Genomic DNA, 17,883 nt, shown 5'->3' on the forward strand with positions numbered 1-17,883 from the left:
GGACGGGGCCGTTCTCATCCCACCAGGGACTTCTCGAAGTGCACGACGGCGCCGTCGCGGTGCATCCGGTCGGAGATGTCGAGCTGCTCGGTGCACGCGCGGATGAGCTGGAGGCCGCGTCCGCTCTCGGCGTGCGGCGGCGCCTGCGCCTCGTCCCAGGGCTGCGCGCCCTTGCCGTGCCCGCCGCCGTCGATGACGTCCACGACGCAGCGCAGGCCGTCCATCAGCGCGCGGACCTCGTACTCGTGGCTGGCCCGCGCGTGCTGGATGACGTTCGCGCAGGCCTCGCCCAGGGCGAGTGCGATGTCGGCGCGCACGCCGGGCTCCACCCCGAGCCCGCGCAGGGAGGCGTCGATCGTGTGCCGGGCCAGCGGAGCGCTGCCGGCGTCCCGGGGCAGGGTCATCTCGATCACGACCTTCATACCGGATCGCCTCCGTTTCCCTCGACAATGGCAGACTGCCCCCGGTGCGGCGCCGGAAACGCCGGAGACGCGGAAACCCGGCTGCGACGCCAGGGACGGCAGGGGTTCGCCCGATTTTGACCGACGATCAATGCGCTCTCTACGTCTTCCCTGACTCGCTCGTCCTATTCCGGCGTGATGATCATGGCTTTGCCGCCGTCGGCCGCTCCCTTGGCCGGTGCGCGGGAACGTACCGGGCGCCGATGATCATCAAGGGAAGGGCTGCCATGAGCGACGACTTCGTCCTGGACGTCAGCAGGATCCGCGCCGAGGTGCGGGAGAAGATGCAGGAGGGGCCGATCACCGAGACCTACGGGCGCGACAGCACGCGGGTCATCGAGGTCCTCAACGACGTCGTCGCGACCGAGGTCGTCTGCTGGCTGCGGTACACGCGGCACGCGATCTCGGCGACGGGCATCGACCGCGCCCAGGTGTCGGCGGAGTTCAAGGAGCACGCCAAGGAGGAGCTGGACCACGCGCTGCGCGCCGCCGACCGCGTCAACCAGCTCGGCGGCGAGCCCGCGTTCGACCCGGCCAAGCTCGCCGAGCGCGCCGCCACCGACTACACGACGCCGCCCGACGGCGACCTCGACCAGATGCTGCGCGACAACCTGGAGGCCGAGCGGATCGTCATCTCCACCTACCAGGAGATCATCCGCTGGCTCGGCGACGGCGACCCGACGACCCGCCGCCTGATGGAGTCCATCCTCGAAGAGGAGGAGGACCACGCCGACGACCTGGTCGACCTGCTCGGCATCTGACGTCAGGCCCGGGGCGCGAGCCGTCCCGGGAGGTCGGCCAGGGGGTAGCGCTTCCAGAAGTAGGCGTCGGCGGCGTGCTGGTCGCCGGGGTAGTTGACGGCCTCGGCGATCCGGTTCCGCTCGACGCGGAACGCCAGCGCCCACATGATGTCGAGGCCCTTGGGGCGGGTGCTCCAGCCCCGGTGCAGGTCGACGACCCAGTCGCCGTCGGCCGCGAGGAAGATCGTCTCGGCGCGGAACCCGGCGCGGGCGAGTTCGGCGAAGAACGCGAGGACCTCGTCCACGCCCTCCTTGGTGCCCGCGAGCGGGTGGTGTCCGGGGATCGTCCACCGGATGCCCGGGGCGAAGTACCGCTCGCGGAGCGCGGTGAGGTCGCCCGCGGCGTAGGCGGCGTAGTAGCCGCGGATCAGCGCGACGTTCGGGTGCTCCCCGGCCTCGGCCGCGCGGGGGACGGCGACGGACGCCGCAACGCCGGCCGCCCCGACGGTCGCGGCGCGCAGCAGGGTGGCGCGGGAGATGTCGGCCATGGGGGTTCCTTCCGTGGTCAGGCGGTGAGGTAGCCGCCGGAGGCGTCGACGTCGGTGCCGACGACCGCCGACGCGTCGGCGGACGCGAGCCAGAGGATCACGCGGGCGATCTCGTCGGGCCGGACGATGCGCTTGATCGGGTACTCGGCCGCGATCTGCTCGTAGGTCATGCCGAACGCCTCGGCGGCGCGGCGCAGCATCGGCGTGTCGACCGCGCCGGGCGCGAGCGCGTTGACGCGGATGTTCTCGTCCGCGTACTCCAGCGCGGCGACCTTGGTGAGCGAGGCGACCGCGTGCTTGCTGGCGTTGTAGGGCGCGATGGTCGCGAAGCCGACCTCGGCGGAGATCGACGCGGTGTTGACGATGACGCCGCCGCGCTGGCGGAGCATGTGGGGAAGCTCGTACTTCATCGACAGGAAGACGCCCCGGGCATTGGTGTGCCAGACGCGGTCGAAGTCGGCGGCGGACTGTTCGTGCAGCGGGGCGGCGCGCGGGGTCTCGATCCCGGCGTTGTTGACGGCGACGTCGATGCGTCCGTAGCGCCGGACGCAGGCGTCGACCAGGCCCCTGACGTCCGACTCGTCGCGCACGTCCGCGCGGTGGAAGACCGCTTCGCCGCCGGACGCGCGGATCTCGCGCTCGACCTCCGCGCCGAGGGCGGCGCGGCGGCCGCAGAACATCACCCGCGCGCCTTCGGCGGCGAAGGCGGCGGCGGTGGCCCGGCCGATGCCCGAGGTCGCGCCGGTGACGAGGACCGTCCGGCGGGCGAACCGGCCGGGGGCGGCGGCGGACGCGGGGGTCGCGGCGAGGCCGAGCGCGGCGGCGCCGGCCGCGAGGACGCCACGCCGTGTGGTCCGGGTCATCTCGTCTCCTTTCGCGAGTGGTTCTAGGAAACTGCGGTTCGTCCCGTCCGGTCCAAGACCTCTCGCTATACGGTGAGCGCATAGATCCGGGGGGACGGGTGGACGTCGACACGCGCGTGCTGCGGTACTTCGTCGCGCTGGCCGAGCAGTTGAACTTCTCGCGGGCCGCCGAGGGCCTGCTGATCTCCCAGCCCGCGCTGAGCCGCCGGATCCGCGCGCTGGAGGACGACCTGCGGACGCCGCTGTTCGTCCGGACCAGCCGGGACGTCGCGCTGACGGCGGCCGGGGCGGCGTTCCTCCCGCGCGCCCGGCGGCTGCTCGCGGACTGGGAGGCGGCGCAGCGGGCCGTCCGCGCGGAGGCGGCGGCCGGGGCGCGGAGCGTGCGGGTCGGCTTCACCGCGTCCGGCGCGGGAACGCTCGCCACCCGCGCGTACACCGCGTTCATGCGGCGGCATCCGGGCTCGTCGGTCGAGCCGAAGCGGTTCGCGTGGGGCGGCGAGGTGGCGGCGCTGCGGGAGGGGCTCGTGGACGTGGCGTTCGTCTGGCTCCCGGCGGACACGACCGGCCTGCACACCGAGATCGTCGCGGTGGAGCGGCGGATGGCCGGGCTGGCGGCGGGGCATCCGCTGGCGGCCCGCAGCGGGGTCTCGATCATGGATCTGGCGGACGAGCCGCTGGTGTGGACGCGCCGCGCGCCCCGCGCGTGGGTCGACTGGTGGGCGGTGAATCCGCGGCCGGACGGGCGGCCGCCGCGCTGGGGGCCGGAGAACGACAACGTCGAGGAGATGCTGGAGCACGTCGCGTCCGGGCTGGCGGTCTGCATCAGCCCGGAGTCGATGAGCCTGCACTACGGACGGCCCGACCTGGTGTGGCGGCCCATCGAGGACATCGCGCCGCTGCGCGTGGCGCTGTGCCGACCGCTGGAGCGGGTGAGCGCGGCCGTCGCCGATTTCACGGCCGTCGTCCGGGATTGCGCGCGGGCCGCCCGGGTAACCGGCGGGCATGAGGCTTCATGACGTGGGAGAGATCAAGGCCGCGCTGAACGACATGCGCTTTCCGGCGTCCAAGGACGACCTGGTCGCGCACGCGAGCCGGGTGGGCGCGGGCGAGCCGCAGGTCAGGGCGCTGCGGGCGCTGCCGCTCGCCGACTACGCCAACCTGGACGAGGTCATGCGCTCGGTGCCGGTCGACCCGGCGCCGGACCTGACGACGACCGAACGGACCGTCCAGCACCGCGAGCACCGGCATCCGAACCTGGCCGAGCACGAGCGCGTCACGCACTCCACGCCGATCGACGAGGAACTCGGCGGGGAGTGAGCGGCTTGCCATAAATCTGGACGATCTGCCAAGGTCACCGGCATGACCAGCGCGCAGCCCCCGGCGGTCGAGCTGGCCGGTGTCGCGAAGACCTACCGTTCCGGGACGGCCGCCGTCCGGGGGCTGGACCTGACGATCCTCGCGGGCGAGTTCTTCTCGCTGCTCGGGCCGTCCGGATGCGGGAAGACGACGACGCTGCGGCTGATCGCCGGGTTCGAGGAGCCGACGGCCGGCGAGGTGCGGCTGCACGGGACGCGCGTGACGGGCGTCCCGGCGCATCGGCGCGACGTGAACACGGTGTTCCAGTCGTACGCGCTGTTCCCGCATCTGAGCGTGTTCGAGAACGTGGCGTTCGGGCTGCGGCGGCGCCGGGTGCCGCGCGGCGAGATCGCGGCGCGCGTGGGCGCGATGCTGGAGACCGTCGAGCTGACGGGGCTGGAGCGGCGCCGTCCGGGCGAGCTGTCGGGCGGGCAGCAGCAGCGGGTGGCGCTGGCCCGCGCGCTGGTCAACCGGCCGCGCGCACTGCTGCTGGACGAACCGCTCGGCGCGCTGGACCTGCGGCTGCGGCAGGCGATGCAGGTCTCGCTGAAGCGGATCCAGCGCGAGGTCGGGCTGACGTTCGTCTACGTGACGCACGACCAGGGCGAGGCGCTGACGATGTCGGACCGGGTCGCCGTGCTGAACGACGGGCGGATCGAGCAGGTCGGGACGCCCCGGGAGGTCTACGAGCGTCCGGCGACGCGGTTCGCGGCGTCGTTCGTCGGGACGTCGAACCTGCTGGCGGGCGAGGTCGCCGCGGTGGCGGCGGGGCGGGCGGTGGTCGTCCACGGCGCCGACGGGCGGATCGAGGTTCCGGTTCGCGACGCGGTCGGTGTCGGGCAGCTTCTGGAGCTGGCCGTCCGGCCGGAGAAGATCTCGCTCGGGCGGACGCGGCCCGGCGGCGGGCTGTGCGGCGTGCGCGGGACGGTCACCGAGGTCGTCTATCTCGGGACGGCCACGAACTACAACGTCACGACGTCGGCCGGCGCGGACGTGGTGGTGTTCCGGCAGAACGCGGCGTCCGCCGACGAGGTGGCCGGGCGGGGCGACGAGGTGTGGCTGTCGTGGGAACCGGACCATTCGTACGCGCTGGGAGCCGTCCGTTGAGCCCTGTTCGCCGCCGCGACGCGCTGCGGCTGGCCGGCGCCGCGCTGGCGTTGTCGGCGTGCGGGGTGAAAGGCCGGGCGGCTTCGACCGACGTCGCGTCGTTCTGGGCCGGGAAACGGCGGACGGGACGGTTGAGCTGGGCGAACTGGCCCGGCTACCTGGAGGACGACCGGGCGACGCTCACCTCTTTCGAGAAGGACACCGGAATCCGGGTCGCGTACCGGGAGGCCATTCAGGAGATGGGGCCGTGGTTCGGCAAGATCCGGGCGCCGCTGGCGGCCGGGCAGTCGATCGGCTTCGACCTGATGGTCATGACGAACGGGATCCAGTTGGAGCAGTGCCGGCGGCTCGGATATCTGGCGCCGCTGGACCTGTCGCGGTTGCCGAACTTCGCCGCGCACGCCGCGCCGGAGTTCCGGAATCCGTCTTATGACCCGGGGAACGCGTTCACCGTCCCGTACGAGTCGGGCATCACGGGGATCGCCTACAACACGAAGTACGTGGACGAGGAGATCACCAGCATCGCTCAGCTCTTCTCGCCGAAGTACCGGGGGCGGGTCGGGATGATGAGCGACGCGCAGGAACTCGGGTCTTTCGGCCTGTTCTCGCTGGGGGTGGATCCGGAGACGTCCCGGCCGCCGGACTGGGAGAAGGCCGCCGCCCGGCTGCGCGAGCAGCGCGACGCCGGGATCGTGCGGAAGTACTACACGCAGGATTACGTCGACGCCGTCAGCAAGGGCGACGTGTGGCTGACGATGGCGTGGTCCGGTGACGTCTACACGCTGACCAGCCCGGACGTGAAGTTCGTGGTGCCGTCCGAGGGCGGGACGCTGTGGACGGACAACCTGTGCATTCCGCGGACCGCCGTCTCTCCCGTGGACGCCCTGACGCTCATGGACTGGCTCTACCTCCCCGCCCACAACGCGCCGCTGACGGAATTCGTCAACTACATCACGCCGGTCGCGGGGGTGCGGGAGATCGTCCGGCGCGACGCGGCACGGGCCGCCGGCCGTGAGCGCGACGACCTGACGCGACTCGGCGCGAGCCCGTTGGTTTTCCCGTCGCCGTCCGACATGGCCCGGCTCCGGCGCTACCGCCGCTTGAGCCCGGACGAGCAATCCCGCTATCTGGGCGTCTTCGAGCCGATCGCCCGGGGTTCGTGATGCCGTTCTCCCGTCGTCTGGCGCCATATCTGCTGGTCCTGCCGGGCGGGTTGTGGCTGGCGGTGTTCTTCGTCGTCCCGGTGGCGATGATGGCGTCGTTGTCGCTCCAGACGGGGAATCTCATCGACGGATTCCGCCAGACTTTCCACTGGCAGAACTACACCGACGGCCTGAGCACGTACGGGGACGCGTTCGTCCGGTCGCTCTGGTACGGCTTCCTGGCGACGATCCTGTGCCTGGCGCTGGCCTACCCGGCCGCCTACTGGATCGCCTTCCGCGCCGGACCCCGCAAATCCACCTACCTGCTCCTGCTGCTCATTCCCTATTTCGTGTCGTTCGTGCTGCGGACCGTGGCGTGGAAGCTGGTCCTCACCGACAACGGACCCGTTCTCGGACCGCTGCGCGATCACGGGATCGTCCCGTCCGACTTCCATGTCCTGGACACCGGAACAGCCGTGATAGCGGGCCTCACCTACACCTATCTGCCGTTCATGGTGCTGCCGATCTACGTGGCGCTGGAACGCCTGGACCCGCGCCTGATCGAGGCGGCCCACGACCTGCACGCCGGCCGCGCCGCCACGTTCGCGCGCGTCGTCCTGCCGCTCTCGCTGCCGGGCGTCTTCGCCGGAGTCGTCATGACGTTCGTCCCCGCGTCATCCGACTACGTGAACGCCGAAATACTCGGCGGCCCGCGCAACACGATGATCGGCAACGTGATCCAGGCCCAATACTTCGACGACGGGGCCTACCCCGTGGCGTCCGCCCTGTCGTTCACGCTGATGGCGATTCTGCTGGCCGGAATCTTCCTCTACGCCCGGGCCTTGGGAACGCGCGGAATCCTGGACACGACCGCACCATGACCACCCGCCCGACCCGCCGCCTCTCCGCCCTGCACCTCTACACCCTGCTCCTGACCGCCTGGCTGATCCTCCCCATAGCGGTCATGATCCTGTTCGGCTTCAACGACGTCCACGGCAAGCAGAACTTCCGCTGGGAGGGCTTCACCCTCAAGTGGTACACCCACCTGCTCGCCAAGCCCGACTTGACGATCGCCGCCATCAACTCCCTGACAATCGCCACACTGAGCACAGCCATGGCGACAGCCCTTGGCACCCCCCTGGGCTTGGCTCTGGCCCGCCACAAATTCCGAGGCCGGGCCACGACAACGGCCGTCCTCTTCCTGATCATCGCCTGCCCGGAACTGGTGCTGGGCGCGTCCCTGCTGTCGATGTTCGTGACGTTCAACATCCCCCGCGGCTACCCGACGATCCTGGCCGCGCACACGATGGTCTCGATCGCCTTCATGACAACGACAGTCCGCGCCAGAGCGGTGACCCTGGACCCGTCCCTGGAAGAAGCGGCAGAAGACCTGGGCGCAACTCCCTGGCCGAGATTCCGCCTGATCACCCTCCCCTTGGTCACCCCGGGAATCCTGGCAGGCGCCCTCCTGGCCTTCGTCCTCTCCATCGACGACTTCGTCATCACGAACTTCACCAGCGGCACCACCATCACCCTCCCCCTCTGGATCTGGGCCTCGACAAGAACCGGAACCCCACCCCAGGTCAACGTCCTCGGCACGCTGATCTTCGCCGCCGCCACCACCCTCACCCTTCTCACCGCCCGCCGGAAATGACGTCAGGGGAGTTCGGCGGGGAGGTCGTGGGGGTCGATTTCGGCGGCGATCAGGGCGGGTTCGGCGGACGCCTTCGCGGCGGCCAAGGCCGTGTCGAAGTCCGCTTCGGTGTTCACGGACTGGGCGGAGGTTAGGCCTAGGCCTTGGGCCAACTGGGTGAAGTTCCACTTGTTCAGGGTCAGGTACGGGGTCGGCGGGGTGCCGGGGTGGGTGAAGTAGTCGCCGTCCACCAGGAATTGCTCGTAGGCGTAGAGGGCGTTGTCGATGACGATGACGACCGGGTTCCGGTTGTAGCGGGCCATTGTGGAGAGGGCCTGGGCGGTCATGTGGAAGCCGCCGTCGCCGCAGATCACCAGGGGGCGGCGGGACGAGCCGAAGGCCGCGCCGACGGATGCGGCGACCGAGTGTCCGATCGACGCCCACACGGCGCTGCAGAGGAAGGCGTCGCGGCCTTTCACGGGCAGGTTCGCGGCCGAGTAGACGCCGAGGAAGATGTCGGGCACGACGATCCAGGACGCGTCCAGGGCGGCGGCGATCCGCTCGAAAACGCCCCGGTACGTCAGGGCGCCCGTCGGTGGGCCGGGGGCGGGGGACGTCAGGGCGGGTGGGGACGGGCGCGGGGGTGCTTTTGCCGCCTCGGTCACCAGGGCCGTTACGAGTGCGCCTATCTCCGCGTTCTGTTTGGCTCCGGTGCGAATTTTCACCTTGCCGTCGTAGGCGGCGATGATGTGGTCGCTGCCGCCCGTCACCAGGTGTGCGTAGCCGCTGGGGAACACGCAGCCGAGTGTCACGAGCAGGTCCGCGTGTTCGACGGCGTCCGCCGCGGCGGGCGCCGAGTGCGGCGGGTCGTAGACGCCGACCCAGCCGTTCCCCTGCTCGGGGAGCGTCGACTTGGCGAGCAGCGCGCTCGACCAGCGCACGCCGAGCTTCGCGATGAGGTCGGCGACGCGGTCCGCGAGGCCGTAGCGCTGGACCTCCGCGCCGATCAGCAAGACCGGCGACGTCGCGGCGCGGATCTGCGCGACGATCGCGGCGGCGAGCTGCTTCTCCGTGCCGGACGGCGGGACGGCGGCGGACAGCGAGCCCGTGGGCGACGGGCACGCCTTCGTCCACAGATCTTCGGCGATCTCGACATAGACGGGCTTCTTCGTTCTCAGCGCGGTCGTGAGCGCGCCGTCCACCAGCGCGGGGACGTCGGCGGCCTTCTCGGCGCGCACGGCGCTCGCGGTGACGAGCTTGTACGCGGTCAGGTCCGCGTCGGGCCGTCCGGTGGAGTGCGAGAACAGGACGTCGAACTTCTTCAGCTTGTCCAGATGCGCGCAGCTCGGCCCGCCGTTCAGCACGACGACCGGGCTGCGCTCCACGAACGCGCCGCCGATCGCGTTGATCATGCTCAGCACGCCGACCCCGTTGGCGACCGCGACCGCGCCGAGGCCTTTCGTCCGCGCGTACCCGTCCGCCGCGTACCCGGCCTCCAGGTCGCTCGCAGTGACGACCGCCGTGATCCCGTGCGCGGCCGTCGCGCCGAAAAGGTCCGCGCAGTAGGCGCCCGGAACACCGAACAACGCGTCCACGCGCTGCTGCGCCAGCCGCGTCAGGACATAGTCCGCGACCGTGAACGTCACCGTTCCTCCAAGGACGCCGCCAAACGCGGATCCACGACCGGGGCGTTGCGCGGATGGTGGACATGCGTGTCGGGCAGCGGTTCCGCCGGCGCGAGCCCGAACCATTTCGCGATTCCCCGGACGAGCTGCTTGCAGCACGCCTTGTTGGGGACCTCGCTGTTCACCTTCTGCTCGGTGGTTCCGCCGATGACGAGATGGTCGCTGCGGGGGAACATGTACCCGTCCCGGCCGAGCAGGTATTTCAGGCCCGGCTGCGGCGGGAGCATGGCCAACTGCCCGGTGATCGGGCACATCTTGGCGTCGTCGAACAGCGTTTTGGCGCCGAGCCCCGTGCAGTTGACGATGATGTTCTGCGACAAGGCGAGGACCTGCGCCCGGCTCGCGAACCGGCACAGCTTGATGGGCACGTTGCGCGCCGCGAGGTCGGTCTCCAGCCGGTTCAGGAACGCCGGCGGCTCGATCAGCAGCGTCTGGTACTCGAACCCGGGCCGGGCGGGCCCGCTGACGGGCAGCCGGTCGCACTTCTTCCGCGCGGGCAGGAGGTTCGGCAGCCAGTCCCGGACGATCTCCAGGTTCGGCGACTCCTCCGGCGTGAACAACGGCCGCTCATAGACGCCGTAATTCTGTCCCACACTGCCTTTGAATTTCGTGTAGGCCGTCGTGATGATCTGCTTGAGTTCTTCCTTCTTCCCGGCCGAGTCGATGACCGACACGCCCCACTCGCCGCCCGCCTTGTGGGAGGTCGTGTCGACCGGCCGGCGGTCGGAGTAGATCGTCACATCGAGCCCGAGATCGAGCAGCAGCGTCGCGGCCGTGAGCCCCATGACGCCCGCGCCGAGCACCGCGACCCCGGTGTCGTGCGACGTCGTGAGCCGCGCCGCGACGATGTCCCGGACCTTCGCCGCGCACCCCCAGCTCAGCGTGATCCCCGCGCCGCCGTGCCCGTAGTTGTGGACGACGAACTTCCCCGACACCGTCTCGGCGTCCAGCCGGTACGCCCCTTTGCGATAGGGCCGCACACCCGCGACGCACGCGCCCGGCGCATCGGGATCGAACGTGAAGTCCGGTGTGGGAAGCAGCGCTGCGCTCATCTTTCACCCCCGTTTCCAGGGGCACTACCCGGGCACTGCGCGACCACCGCGGCGACGCCGTCTCTTTAGCGTCCCAACGCCAGACCTGAACCGATACGCGAGCTAGGGGCGCGGACGCAGCATCGGGGGGCGGAGCTGCTCGGCGTCGCCGCGACGGTAGAGGCGGGCGGGACGGCCGCCGTCGCGGGTCGTGGAATGGCCGGTCGGGACGAGAAAGCCGTCCGCGCCGGTGACCTTGCGGTGGAAATTGCGGGGGTCCAGGGGCGTGCCCCAGACGATCTCGTAGACGCGGCGCAGTTCGGCGACCGTGAACTCGGCCGGGCAGAACGCGGCGGCCAGCGAGGTGTATTCGAGTTTCGCCCGCGCCCGTTCCATTCCGTCGCAGAGAATGCGGCGGTGGTCGAAGGCGGGACGGTCGCGCTCCACCAGGTCGTCCACGGCCTGCCAGAGGACCTGCGCGCGGCTGGAGGCGGGCAGGTCGGGCGCGAGGCCGAGATAGGCGACGCTGACGACGCGCTGGCGCGGGTCGCGGTCGGGGTAGCCGTAGGTGGCGAGCTGTTCGAGGTGGATCCGGACGTCCGCGAGGCCCGCCCGTTCGGCCATCAGCCGGGACGCGGCGGCGGGCAGGTCCTCGTCCAGCTGGATGAAGCCGCCGGGGAGGGACCACGCGCCGTCGTAGGGCGCCCGGTCGCGCCGCCACATCAGCGCGCAGAGCCGCTGCTCGCGGACGGTGAGGACGACGAGGTCGACGGTGACGGCGAGCCGCGGCACGGACATGCCCATGAACATAATCGGTCCGGGACGTCCGCGCGGCCAGAGCGCCGCACACCGGCCGACGGGCCGGTGTGCGGCGCGAACCGTCAGTTCTCGGACTCGATGGCCGCCGGAACCTGCCCGTTGGCCGGGTTCCCGCCGTCCTTCGCCGTCGCACCGCCCATGCCGTTGAGCAGCGTGCGGGCGAGCCCGAGGCCGGTGCCGCCGAGCGTGAGCGCCTTGGCGAGCAGGTCCTCGACGCCGTCGGCGCCGTTGAGGACGACCATGTTGTCGACGTTCCCGAACACGCCCGCCCCGGCCGCGACGATCTCCGGCCACTTCTCGGCGAGCTGCTGGGCGATGACCGCCTCCTGGTTCTCGGCGAGCGCCCGCGCGCGGGCCTGGATCGCCTCGGCCTCGGCGAGGCCCCTCTGCCGGGTCGCCTCGGCCTGCGCGTCACCGAGCAGCCGCGTCGCCTCGGCCTCGCGCTGCGCCCTGAGCTGCACCTCGGTCGCGGCGGCCTGCGCGTAGGCGATGCGCTCCTCGCGCTCGGCCTCGGCCAGCTTGACCTGCTCGTACGCGCGGGCGTCGGCGGGCTTTCGGACCTCGCTCTCCAGCCGCTTCTCGGTGCGCTCGGCCTCCAGCTCGGCGTTGCGGGTCTCCTTGAGGATGACCTCCTGCCGGGCCTGCTGGGCGGCCTGCTGCACCTGGCCCTCGTACTCGGCCTTCTTCATCTGGGTGTCGCGGATGACGGCGGCGTTCTCGCGCGCCGCCTCCTGCTCGCGGCGGGTGGCCTCCTGGTCGCGCTCGGCCTCGGCGATGCGGGCGACGGCGGCGACCTTCGCGGCGTGCGGACGGCCGATGTTGGTGATGTAGCCGGTCTCGTCGTCGATCTCCTGGATCTGGAGGGAGTCGACGACGAGGCCGAGCTTGCTCATCTCGTCGGCGGCGGAGCTGCGGGTCTCGCTGGTCAGCCGCTCGCGGTTGAGGATGAGGTCCTCGACGGTCAGGTTGCCGATGATGGAGCGCAGATGGCCGGTGAACAGTTCGTGGATGGCGCCGTCCATCGAGCTCTGCTGCTCCAGGAAGCGGCGGGCGGCGTTGGCGATCGAGACCAGGTCGTCCCCGACCTTGTAGATGACGACGCCGCGCACCTTGACCGGGATGCCCTGCTGGGTGACGCAGTTGACCTCCAGGTTCGCGGCGCGGCTGTCCAGCCGGAGGCGGCGCGCGACCTGGAAGCCCGGCAGGACGGACGTGCCCTTGCCCGTGACGATCTTGAACCCGAGGCTGTCGATCCCGTTGACGGGCTTGGACTTCGCGCCGAGCCCCGAGATGATCAGGGCTTCGTTCGGTTCGGCGACGCGCCAGACCATCTTGAACATAATGATCAACACGATGACGGCGACGACGGCGCCGATCACCGCGGCGGCGATGGGCATGAGTGCCTCCTCGGGGGGTGCGCGCCGCCGCGCGGGCGACGCTGAAGTCGTGCATCTGCGTAGACGCCGCGAACGGGCCCGAGGTTCCGCCCGTTGTCAGGCCAAAGCGGGCGCGACGTAGACCGTGCGGGGCGGGTGGTACTCGACCACGACGACGATCTGCCCGACGGTGAACTCGTCGCCGGGGTTGACGGGGTGCGCGTAGAACGCCTCGGCGCCGCCGCGCACGGCGACCATGACCTCGCCGACCAGCCCGGGGCCGATCCTGCCGGTGACCCGGCCCTCCTTGCCGACCAAGCGTCTCCCCTGCTCGTCATGAACGCGTACCGGAAAACTATCCGTTCGTCCGGTCCGCCGCGAGGGTCAGGACAGGATGCGGCGCGCCTGCTCGTCGGCGCGGCGGGCGATGTCCTCGGCGTCGGCGCGGGTGGCGACCGGGCCGAAGAGGCTGATCGTGGTGACGGTGCGGCGCCCGCGCAGGACGACGTACCAGGTCTTGGTGTGGGAGTTGCCGCTGACGGTCGTGACGCCGACCGTCCGGGAGCCCTGCCCGATCGTCCCGGGCGGCGGCTCCACGACCTGGTGCTCGGCCTTCTGGGTGCCGACGGTCGTCGTGAACGTCCGGCATCCGGCGGGGGTGCGCTCGCCGACGAGCTTGGCGGCCTGCTCGTCGGGCAGCGACAGCAGCGTCTCGGTGACGCTGACGCCGCCGCCCCTGGTGAAGGAGACGATCGCGGCGGGCGTGGCCGCGTCGAGCGCGGCGGCGGGGTCGGTGCGGGCGCAGCCCGGACGGTCCACCCGGACGGCGCGCTGGAGCTGCCGGAAGTGCTGGACGGACCGCAGCGCCCCGTACTCCCCCGAGTCGGGCGCGCCCGCGCGGCGGTAGCCGGGCAGGTCGGTGATCAGCGCCTGTTCGAGCTGGGCGGCGGTGTAGCCGGCGGCGCCGAGCTGGGCCCGCGCGGTCGCCGCCGGGGACGGGCCGCCGCCGTCGCCGCCGCAGCCGCTCGCGGTCGCCGCCGTCGCCGTCGCCAGCAGGAGGACGGGAAGGATCCTGCGCGTCATGCGGCGACCCTAACCGGCGGAGTCGGCGTGCTCGTTGTAGGCGCCGGTGTACTCCTGGCCGGTCAGTTCCTGGATGGCCGCGACGATGTCGTCGGTGACGGCGCGGCGCGCCTTGGCGGGCGGCAGGTCGCCGTAGTGGCCGAAGTCGAGGGGCTTGCCGATGCGGACGGTCGGGCGCGGCGCGAGGACCCGGGGCCGTCCGGTGCCGACGGGCTGGATCTTCTCGGTGCCCGCGAGGCCGACCGGCAGGACGCGGGCGCCGGTGGCGAGGACGAGCCAGCCGACGCCGGTGCGGCCCCGGTAGAGCCGTCCGTCCTTGGACCGGGTGCCCTCGGGGTAGATCGCGAACGCGCCGCCCGCGCCGACGATCTCGACGGCCTGCTCCAGCGCTCCCATCGCCGCGCGCTGGGCGCCGCGCTGGATCGGGACGTGACCGAGCGTGGTCAGGAACCAGCGGACGAACCGCCCTTTCAGCCCCTTCCCCTCGAAGTACGACGCCTTGGCGACGTAGGTGACGGGACGCGGGATCGACAGCGGAATGATGAAGCTGTCGATGAACGACAGGTGGTTGGCCGCCACGATGAGCGGACCGTCGGCCGGCACGTTCTCCAGGCCCTCGACGCGTGGCCGGAATATCAGGCGCAGGATCGGCGCGACGACGCGCGACATGAACGTGTAGAACACCCGGCCTCCCGAATTCGGCACTCGCCACTGTAACGGCTGCCCCAAGTAAGGGGGAGTCCGGTCGCCGGACGGGGAAAAGTTCCCAGCTCAGGCCGCTGATTCCGAGATTTCCGCCACATAGGGATCAAGCGGGCACAAGTCCCGGGCGACCCGGTGGTCACCGCCATTTCTACTGAATGGTAAGTTTCGTTGTCGTAGGTTTCTCGCCAGTAGCTTTACGGGGTGAGGCGACCGTTCCGCCCCGCGCCACGGCGTTGTGGCGGAATCGCCCGGCACCGGTGACGCACGGTCGCCGCCGTCGCCGTAGGCTGGAGCGGGCGGCCCGACCCCGGTTACGGACGGGACCCGACGCGCGCCGCCACGTCCCTAAAGCGGGCCGGTCTTGACCACGGGCGCGGCTCGTTCATGCTGGAAGGTCCCTGGGCCTTCGCCGACGGTGGTGGGAGGTGGTCGTGGACTTCGGCCTTCACCTGGTCCGGCACGACCGGTACACGGTCGTGGAGGTGCGCGGCGAGCTGGATCTCGTCTCCCGCGACCGGTTCGAGGAGACCATGCTCGACGTCGTGGAGACGGGGCAGGCGCTCATCGTGGACATGCACGACGTCACCTTCTGCGATTCCACCGGGCTCAACGCCGTCGTCGGCGCGAACCGGCGCGCGGCCGGGGCCGGGGTGCCGCTGGTGCTCGTCGCGCTGACCGAGCGCGTGCGGCGGATCTTCCACATCACGGCCGTCGACCGGTTCATCCCGGTCTACGACTCACTGGAGGAGGCCGTGGGCGCGCTGCCGTCCGCGACCCACTAGGAGCAGCCCTCGAACTGCGGGACGTACGGGTCGATCTTCAGCCCGGACCGTCCGAACCAGCGCTCCAGCAGGCGCGCGGCCGTCCCGTCCTGGTACATCGCGGTGAGCGCCCGGTTGACCGCCTCGCAGCCCGCCAGGTCGCCCTTGCGCAGGCCCACGCCGTACTTCTCGTCGGTGAACGGCGCGTTGAGCACGCGGGTGCGGGTGCCCACTGCGAGGCCCGCGAGGATCAGGTCGTCGGTGGAGACGGCGTCGATCCGCCCGGCGGCGAGCGCGGCCATGCAGCCGCTGTAGGTCGCCGTCTCGACGGGCGTTGCCTTCACTTCGCGCTCCTCGGTGACGCGCCGCCAGGAGTTGGAGCCCGACACCGCGCAGATCCGCTTGCCGCGCAGGTCCCGGACGTTCGCGATCGTCCGGTCGTCGGCCCGCACGAGCGTGTCCTGGTGCGCGACGTAGTACGGCCCGCCGAACGTCACCTGAGTCTTGCGGCGCGGCGTGATCGAGTACGACGCGAGGATCATGTCGACGGTGCCGGCCGCGAGCGCCTTCTCCCGCGCGGACGACTGGGTCGTCTTGAACGTGATCCGCGACGGTGGCACGCCGAGCTTCCCCGCGACGTAGGTGGCGACGTCCACGTCGAACCCGGTGTAGCGGCCCGTCTTCGGATTGAGCAGGCCGAGGCCGGGCTGGTCGGCCTTCACCCCGATCCGCAGCGACCGCTTCGCCGTGACGGACGTCTCCCCCGGCCCGCATCCGGCCGCGCCGAGCGCCAGCACGAGCACGACGGCGATCCGCATCGTCCCTCCCCCGGTCATCGGAACTCCGCCAGCCGGGGCCGGACGCCCGCGAGCACGAGCACCGCCACGCCGACCGCCGTCACGGGCGGGATCCAGTCCCAGCCGCGCAGGTCGGCGTCGGCGGCGCGGACGGCGTCGTCCAGGACGCGGCGGTGCTGGTCGCGCAGCGCGCCGAGCGCGGCGTCGTAGGCGTCGAACGCGCCGATCGCGCCGGACCGTCCGGTGCCCATCCGCAGCCGCACCGCCCCGGACAGGTCGCCGCTCCCGGCGAGCGCGCGCATCCGCCGGTCGTTGTCCTGGACGGCCCGGTACGCGGCCAGCGTCCGGACGAGCCCGGCCCGCGTCCGCTCCTGCCGCGCCTCGTCGCCGAAGAAGCCGAGGAACGCGCCGCGTCCGGCCGTGAACGCGGTGATCTGCCGGCCGAGGCCCGCGTAGTACGTCGCTAGGTTGAGCGGCTGGTCCTTGGCCGGTTCGACGTCCAGGACGGCCAGCGACTTGTCCAGATATGTCTGCTCGTAGGTGTCGGCGCGCTCGGGGTCGAGCAGGAAGCGGCTCTCGTCGGCGAACGCGCTGTGGCTGATGGCGCGGGCGCGCGACAGGGCGAGGACGGAGTCGAACCCGTCCCGTTTCGCCTCCCGGAGCCGTCCGGCCTCCGCCGACAGCACGGCGGCGCCCGCGACCACCAGCGCGAGCGTCGCGACCGTGCCGAGCACCAGCGCCGGGTTCAGGACGCGCCGGAAGTCGCGCGCGAGGTAGATCTGCCCGGCGACCAGCGCGGCGAGGACGACCGTCCCGGCGGCGAGGACGAGCGTCCGGTCGGTCAGCACCGCCGACCGGCGGCTCTCGTAGGACGCGCGGACGGTCGCCCCGCTGTCCAGCGTCACGTTGTACGCCTGCGGCAGCAGTTGCAGCCGCATCAGGTCGGTCGCGCGCGTGTAGGTGGCCACGACCTCCGGCGTCGGCCGGCCCGCCGGGTATCCGGCCTGGTCGGCGAGCTGGAGGGCCTGCGCGGCGAGCCGCTCGTAGCGGCCGAGGCCGTCCAGGACCGCGCGGACGGTCCGGAGCCGTCCCGGGTCGCTGCCCGCGAGCTGCGCGGCCTGCACCGCCGCCGCGTCCGCCAGCCCCCGGTAGCGGTCGTAGCGCCGCACGGACGCGTCGTAGCCGATGCCGAGGCCGTGCTCGCCGCCGATGAGCAGGATGTCGGCGACCTGCGCGTCCATCGCGCTGAGCGCGAAGTACAGGTCGCCGGTCACGACGACCTGCGGCCCCGCGTCGTGCCCGATCGTGCCGACGCCGCCGCGCGCCTGCCCGACGCCCGCCGCGAGCACGGCCGCGAGCAGGGCGAGCAGCACGAGCACGCCGGCCGCACCCGCGCGGATCCGGCCCGGAACCGTCCGCAACCGCGCCACCGCCCCGGCAAGCGGCTCCACCGGCCCCGGCGGCGCCCCCACTCCGGTGCCGGTCCCCGCCGACCCGCCGCGCGCCGCCTCCGGCGCCTCCACCGGGCCGGGACTAACACGCGGCCCTGCCGACCCGCCGCCCGCCTCCACCACGCCGGGAGTCACGCGCTGCCCCGTCGACCCGCCCGCCGCGTCCCGCGCCTCCGCCGTGCCAGGCGTCGCACGCGGCCCTGTCGACCCGCCGCGCGGCGCGTCCGGCGCCTGCGCTCCAGGGCCGGACGCCGCGCGCGGCGCCGCCGGGCCGCCGTGCGCCGCGTGCGGCGCCGCCACCGGGCCTGGGCTCACGCTCGGCCCT

At 71.9% G+C, this 17,883-nt stretch carries 20 protein-coding genes; 8 read left to right on the forward strand and 12 right to left on the reverse strand.

Going from position 1 to position 17,883, the window contains the following annotated elements:
- Window positions 1-14: 14 nt before the first annotated feature.
- Window positions 15-422 carry an ATP-binding protein gene (locus BTM25_RS01625; RefSeq protein WP_103560986.1) on the reverse strand — a complete coding sequence of 136 codons (408 nt, stop codon included), beginning with the start codon at window positions 420-422 and terminating at the stop codon, window positions 15-17.
- 266 nt (window positions 423-688) lie between these two features.
- Between BTM25_RS01625 and BTM25_RS01630 the strand changes: the two genes are divergently transcribed.
- Window positions 689-1,222, forward strand: a complete 534-nt coding sequence (locus tag BTM25_RS01630) for a ferritin-like domain-containing protein (RefSeq protein WP_103560987.1) — start codon at window positions 689-691, stop codon at window positions 1,220-1,222.
- A gap of 2 nt (window positions 1,223-1,224) precedes the next feature.
- Here the strand turns inward: BTM25_RS01630 and BTM25_RS01635 are convergent, their stop codons facing one another.
- Complete coding sequence (locus tag BTM25_RS01635) at window positions 1,225-1,749, reverse strand: nuclear transport factor 2 family protein (RefSeq protein WP_103560988.1); 525 nt, start codon at window positions 1,747-1,749, stop codon at window positions 1,225-1,227.
- A gap of 17 nt (window positions 1,750-1,766) precedes the next feature.
- The gene (locus BTM25_RS01640; protein ID WP_103560989.1) at window positions 1,767-2,612 is read right to left on the reverse strand and encodes an SDR family NAD(P)-dependent oxidoreductase; all 846 of its coding nucleotides are present in this window, start codon (window positions 2,610-2,612) and stop codon (window positions 1,767-1,769) included.
- A 98-nt stretch (window positions 2,613-2,710) separates the two neighbouring features.
- Between BTM25_RS01640 and BTM25_RS01645 the strand changes: the two genes are divergently transcribed.
- From BTM25_RS01645 to BTM25_RS01670, 6 genes are read left to right on the forward strand one after another with little or no spacing between them, the layout of a single operon-like run.
- Window positions 2,711-3,628, forward strand: coding sequence for a LysR family transcriptional regulator (locus BTM25_RS01645; RefSeq protein ID WP_168211964.1), 918 nt, complete (start codon window positions 2,711-2,713; stop codon window positions 3,626-3,628).
- A 1-nt stretch (window position 3,629) separates the two neighbouring features.
- Window positions 3,630-3,929: a DUF2795 domain-containing protein gene (locus tag BTM25_RS01650; RefSeq protein ID WP_235828011.1), complete on the forward strand. Its 300-nt coding sequence runs from the start codon at window positions 3,630-3,632 to the stop codon at window positions 3,927-3,929.
- Between the two features lie 42 nt (window positions 3,930-3,971).
- Window positions 3,972-5,075: an ABC transporter ATP-binding protein gene (locus BTM25_RS30135; protein ID WP_103560992.1), complete on the forward strand. Its 1,104-nt coding sequence runs from the start codon at window positions 3,972-3,974 to the stop codon at window positions 5,073-5,075.
- Window positions 5,072-6,238, forward strand: a complete 1,167-nt coding sequence (locus BTM25_RS30140) for a polyamine ABC transporter substrate-binding protein (protein ID WP_235828013.1) — start codon at window positions 5,072-5,074, stop codon at window positions 6,236-6,238. The genes BTM25_RS30135 and BTM25_RS30140 overlap by 4 nt, the downstream gene beginning before the upstream one ends.
- Entirely contained in the window at window positions 6,238-7,098 is an 861-nt protein-coding gene (locus BTM25_RS01665) for an ABC transporter permease (RefSeq protein ID WP_103560993.1), read from the forward strand. Before BTM25_RS30140 ends, BTM25_RS01665 begins: the two co-directional genes overlap by 1 nt.
- Window positions 7,095-7,871, forward strand: coding sequence for an ABC transporter permease (locus BTM25_RS01670; protein WP_103560994.1), 777 nt, complete (start codon window positions 7,095-7,097; stop codon window positions 7,869-7,871). Before BTM25_RS01665 ends, BTM25_RS01670 begins: the two co-directional genes overlap by 4 nt.
- A gap of 2 nt (window positions 7,872-7,873) precedes the next feature.
- On the opposite strand, the gene BTM25_RS01675 is transcribed toward BTM25_RS01670, so the two are convergent.
- The 7 genes from BTM25_RS01675 to BTM25_RS01705 form a co-directional block, all read right to left on the reverse strand.
- A complete protein-coding gene (locus BTM25_RS01675; RefSeq protein ID WP_168211965.1) occupies window positions 7,874-9,496 on the reverse strand; it encodes a thiamine pyrophosphate-dependent enzyme in 1,623 nt (540 codons plus the stop codon).
- Window positions 9,493-10,587: an FAD-dependent oxidoreductase gene (locus BTM25_RS01680; RefSeq protein ID WP_103560996.1), complete on the reverse strand. Its 1,095-nt coding sequence runs from the start codon at window positions 10,585-10,587 to the stop codon at window positions 9,493-9,495. The genes BTM25_RS01675 and BTM25_RS01680 overlap by 4 nt, the downstream gene beginning before the upstream one ends.
- 102 nt (window positions 10,588-10,689) lie before the next feature.
- Entirely contained in the window at window positions 10,690-11,364 is a 675-nt protein-coding gene (locus BTM25_RS01685; protein ID WP_103562678.1) for an NUDIX hydrolase, read from the reverse strand.
- Window positions 11,365-11,447: 83 nt separating this feature from the next.
- Window positions 11,448-12,782 carry a flotillin family protein gene (locus tag BTM25_RS01690; protein WP_103560997.1) on the reverse strand — a complete coding sequence of 445 codons (1,335 nt, stop codon included), beginning with the start codon at window positions 12,780-12,782 and terminating at the stop codon, window positions 11,448-11,450.
- 96 nt (window positions 12,783-12,878) lie between these two features.
- Entirely contained in the window at window positions 12,879-13,079 is a 201-nt protein-coding gene (locus BTM25_RS01695) for a hypothetical protein (RefSeq protein WP_103560998.1), read from the reverse strand.
- Between the two features lie 66 nt (window positions 13,080-13,145).
- Complete coding sequence (locus BTM25_RS01700) at window positions 13,146-13,844, reverse strand: hypothetical protein (RefSeq protein ID WP_103560999.1); 699 nt, start codon at window positions 13,842-13,844, stop codon at window positions 13,146-13,148.
- Window positions 13,845-13,853: 9 nt separating this feature from the next.
- Entirely contained in the window at window positions 13,854-14,528 is a 675-nt protein-coding gene (locus tag BTM25_RS01705; protein ID WP_103561000.1) for a lysophospholipid acyltransferase family protein, read from the reverse strand.
- A 452-nt stretch (window positions 14,529-14,980) separates the two neighbouring features.
- Between BTM25_RS01705 and BTM25_RS01710 the strand changes: the two genes are divergently transcribed.
- Window positions 14,981-15,331: an STAS domain-containing protein gene (locus BTM25_RS01710; protein WP_103562679.1), complete on the forward strand. Its 351-nt coding sequence runs from the start codon at window positions 14,981-14,983 to the stop codon at window positions 15,329-15,331.
- Here the strand turns inward: BTM25_RS01710 and BTM25_RS01715 are convergent.
- Window positions 15,328-16,146 (reverse strand): glutamate ABC transporter substrate-binding protein, encoded by an 819-nt coding sequence (locus BTM25_RS01715; protein WP_235828015.1) that lies wholly within the window; start codon window positions 16,144-16,146, stop codon window positions 15,328-15,330. The two genes, BTM25_RS01710 and BTM25_RS01715, sit on opposite strands and share 4 nt — an antisense overlap.
- Complete coding sequence (locus BTM25_RS01720) at window positions 16,143-17,873, reverse strand: hypothetical protein (RefSeq protein ID WP_235828017.1); 1,731 nt, start codon at window positions 17,871-17,873, stop codon at window positions 16,143-16,145. Before BTM25_RS01720 ends, BTM25_RS01715 begins: the two co-directional genes overlap by 4 nt.
- Window positions 17,874-17,883 lie beyond the last annotated feature (10 nt).

Origin of the sequence: Actinomadura rubteroloni (assembly GCF_002911665.1) — a bacterium.
Lineage (GTDB): Bacteria > Actinomycetota > Actinomycetes > Streptosporangiales > Streptosporangiaceae > Spirillospora > Spirillospora rubteroloni.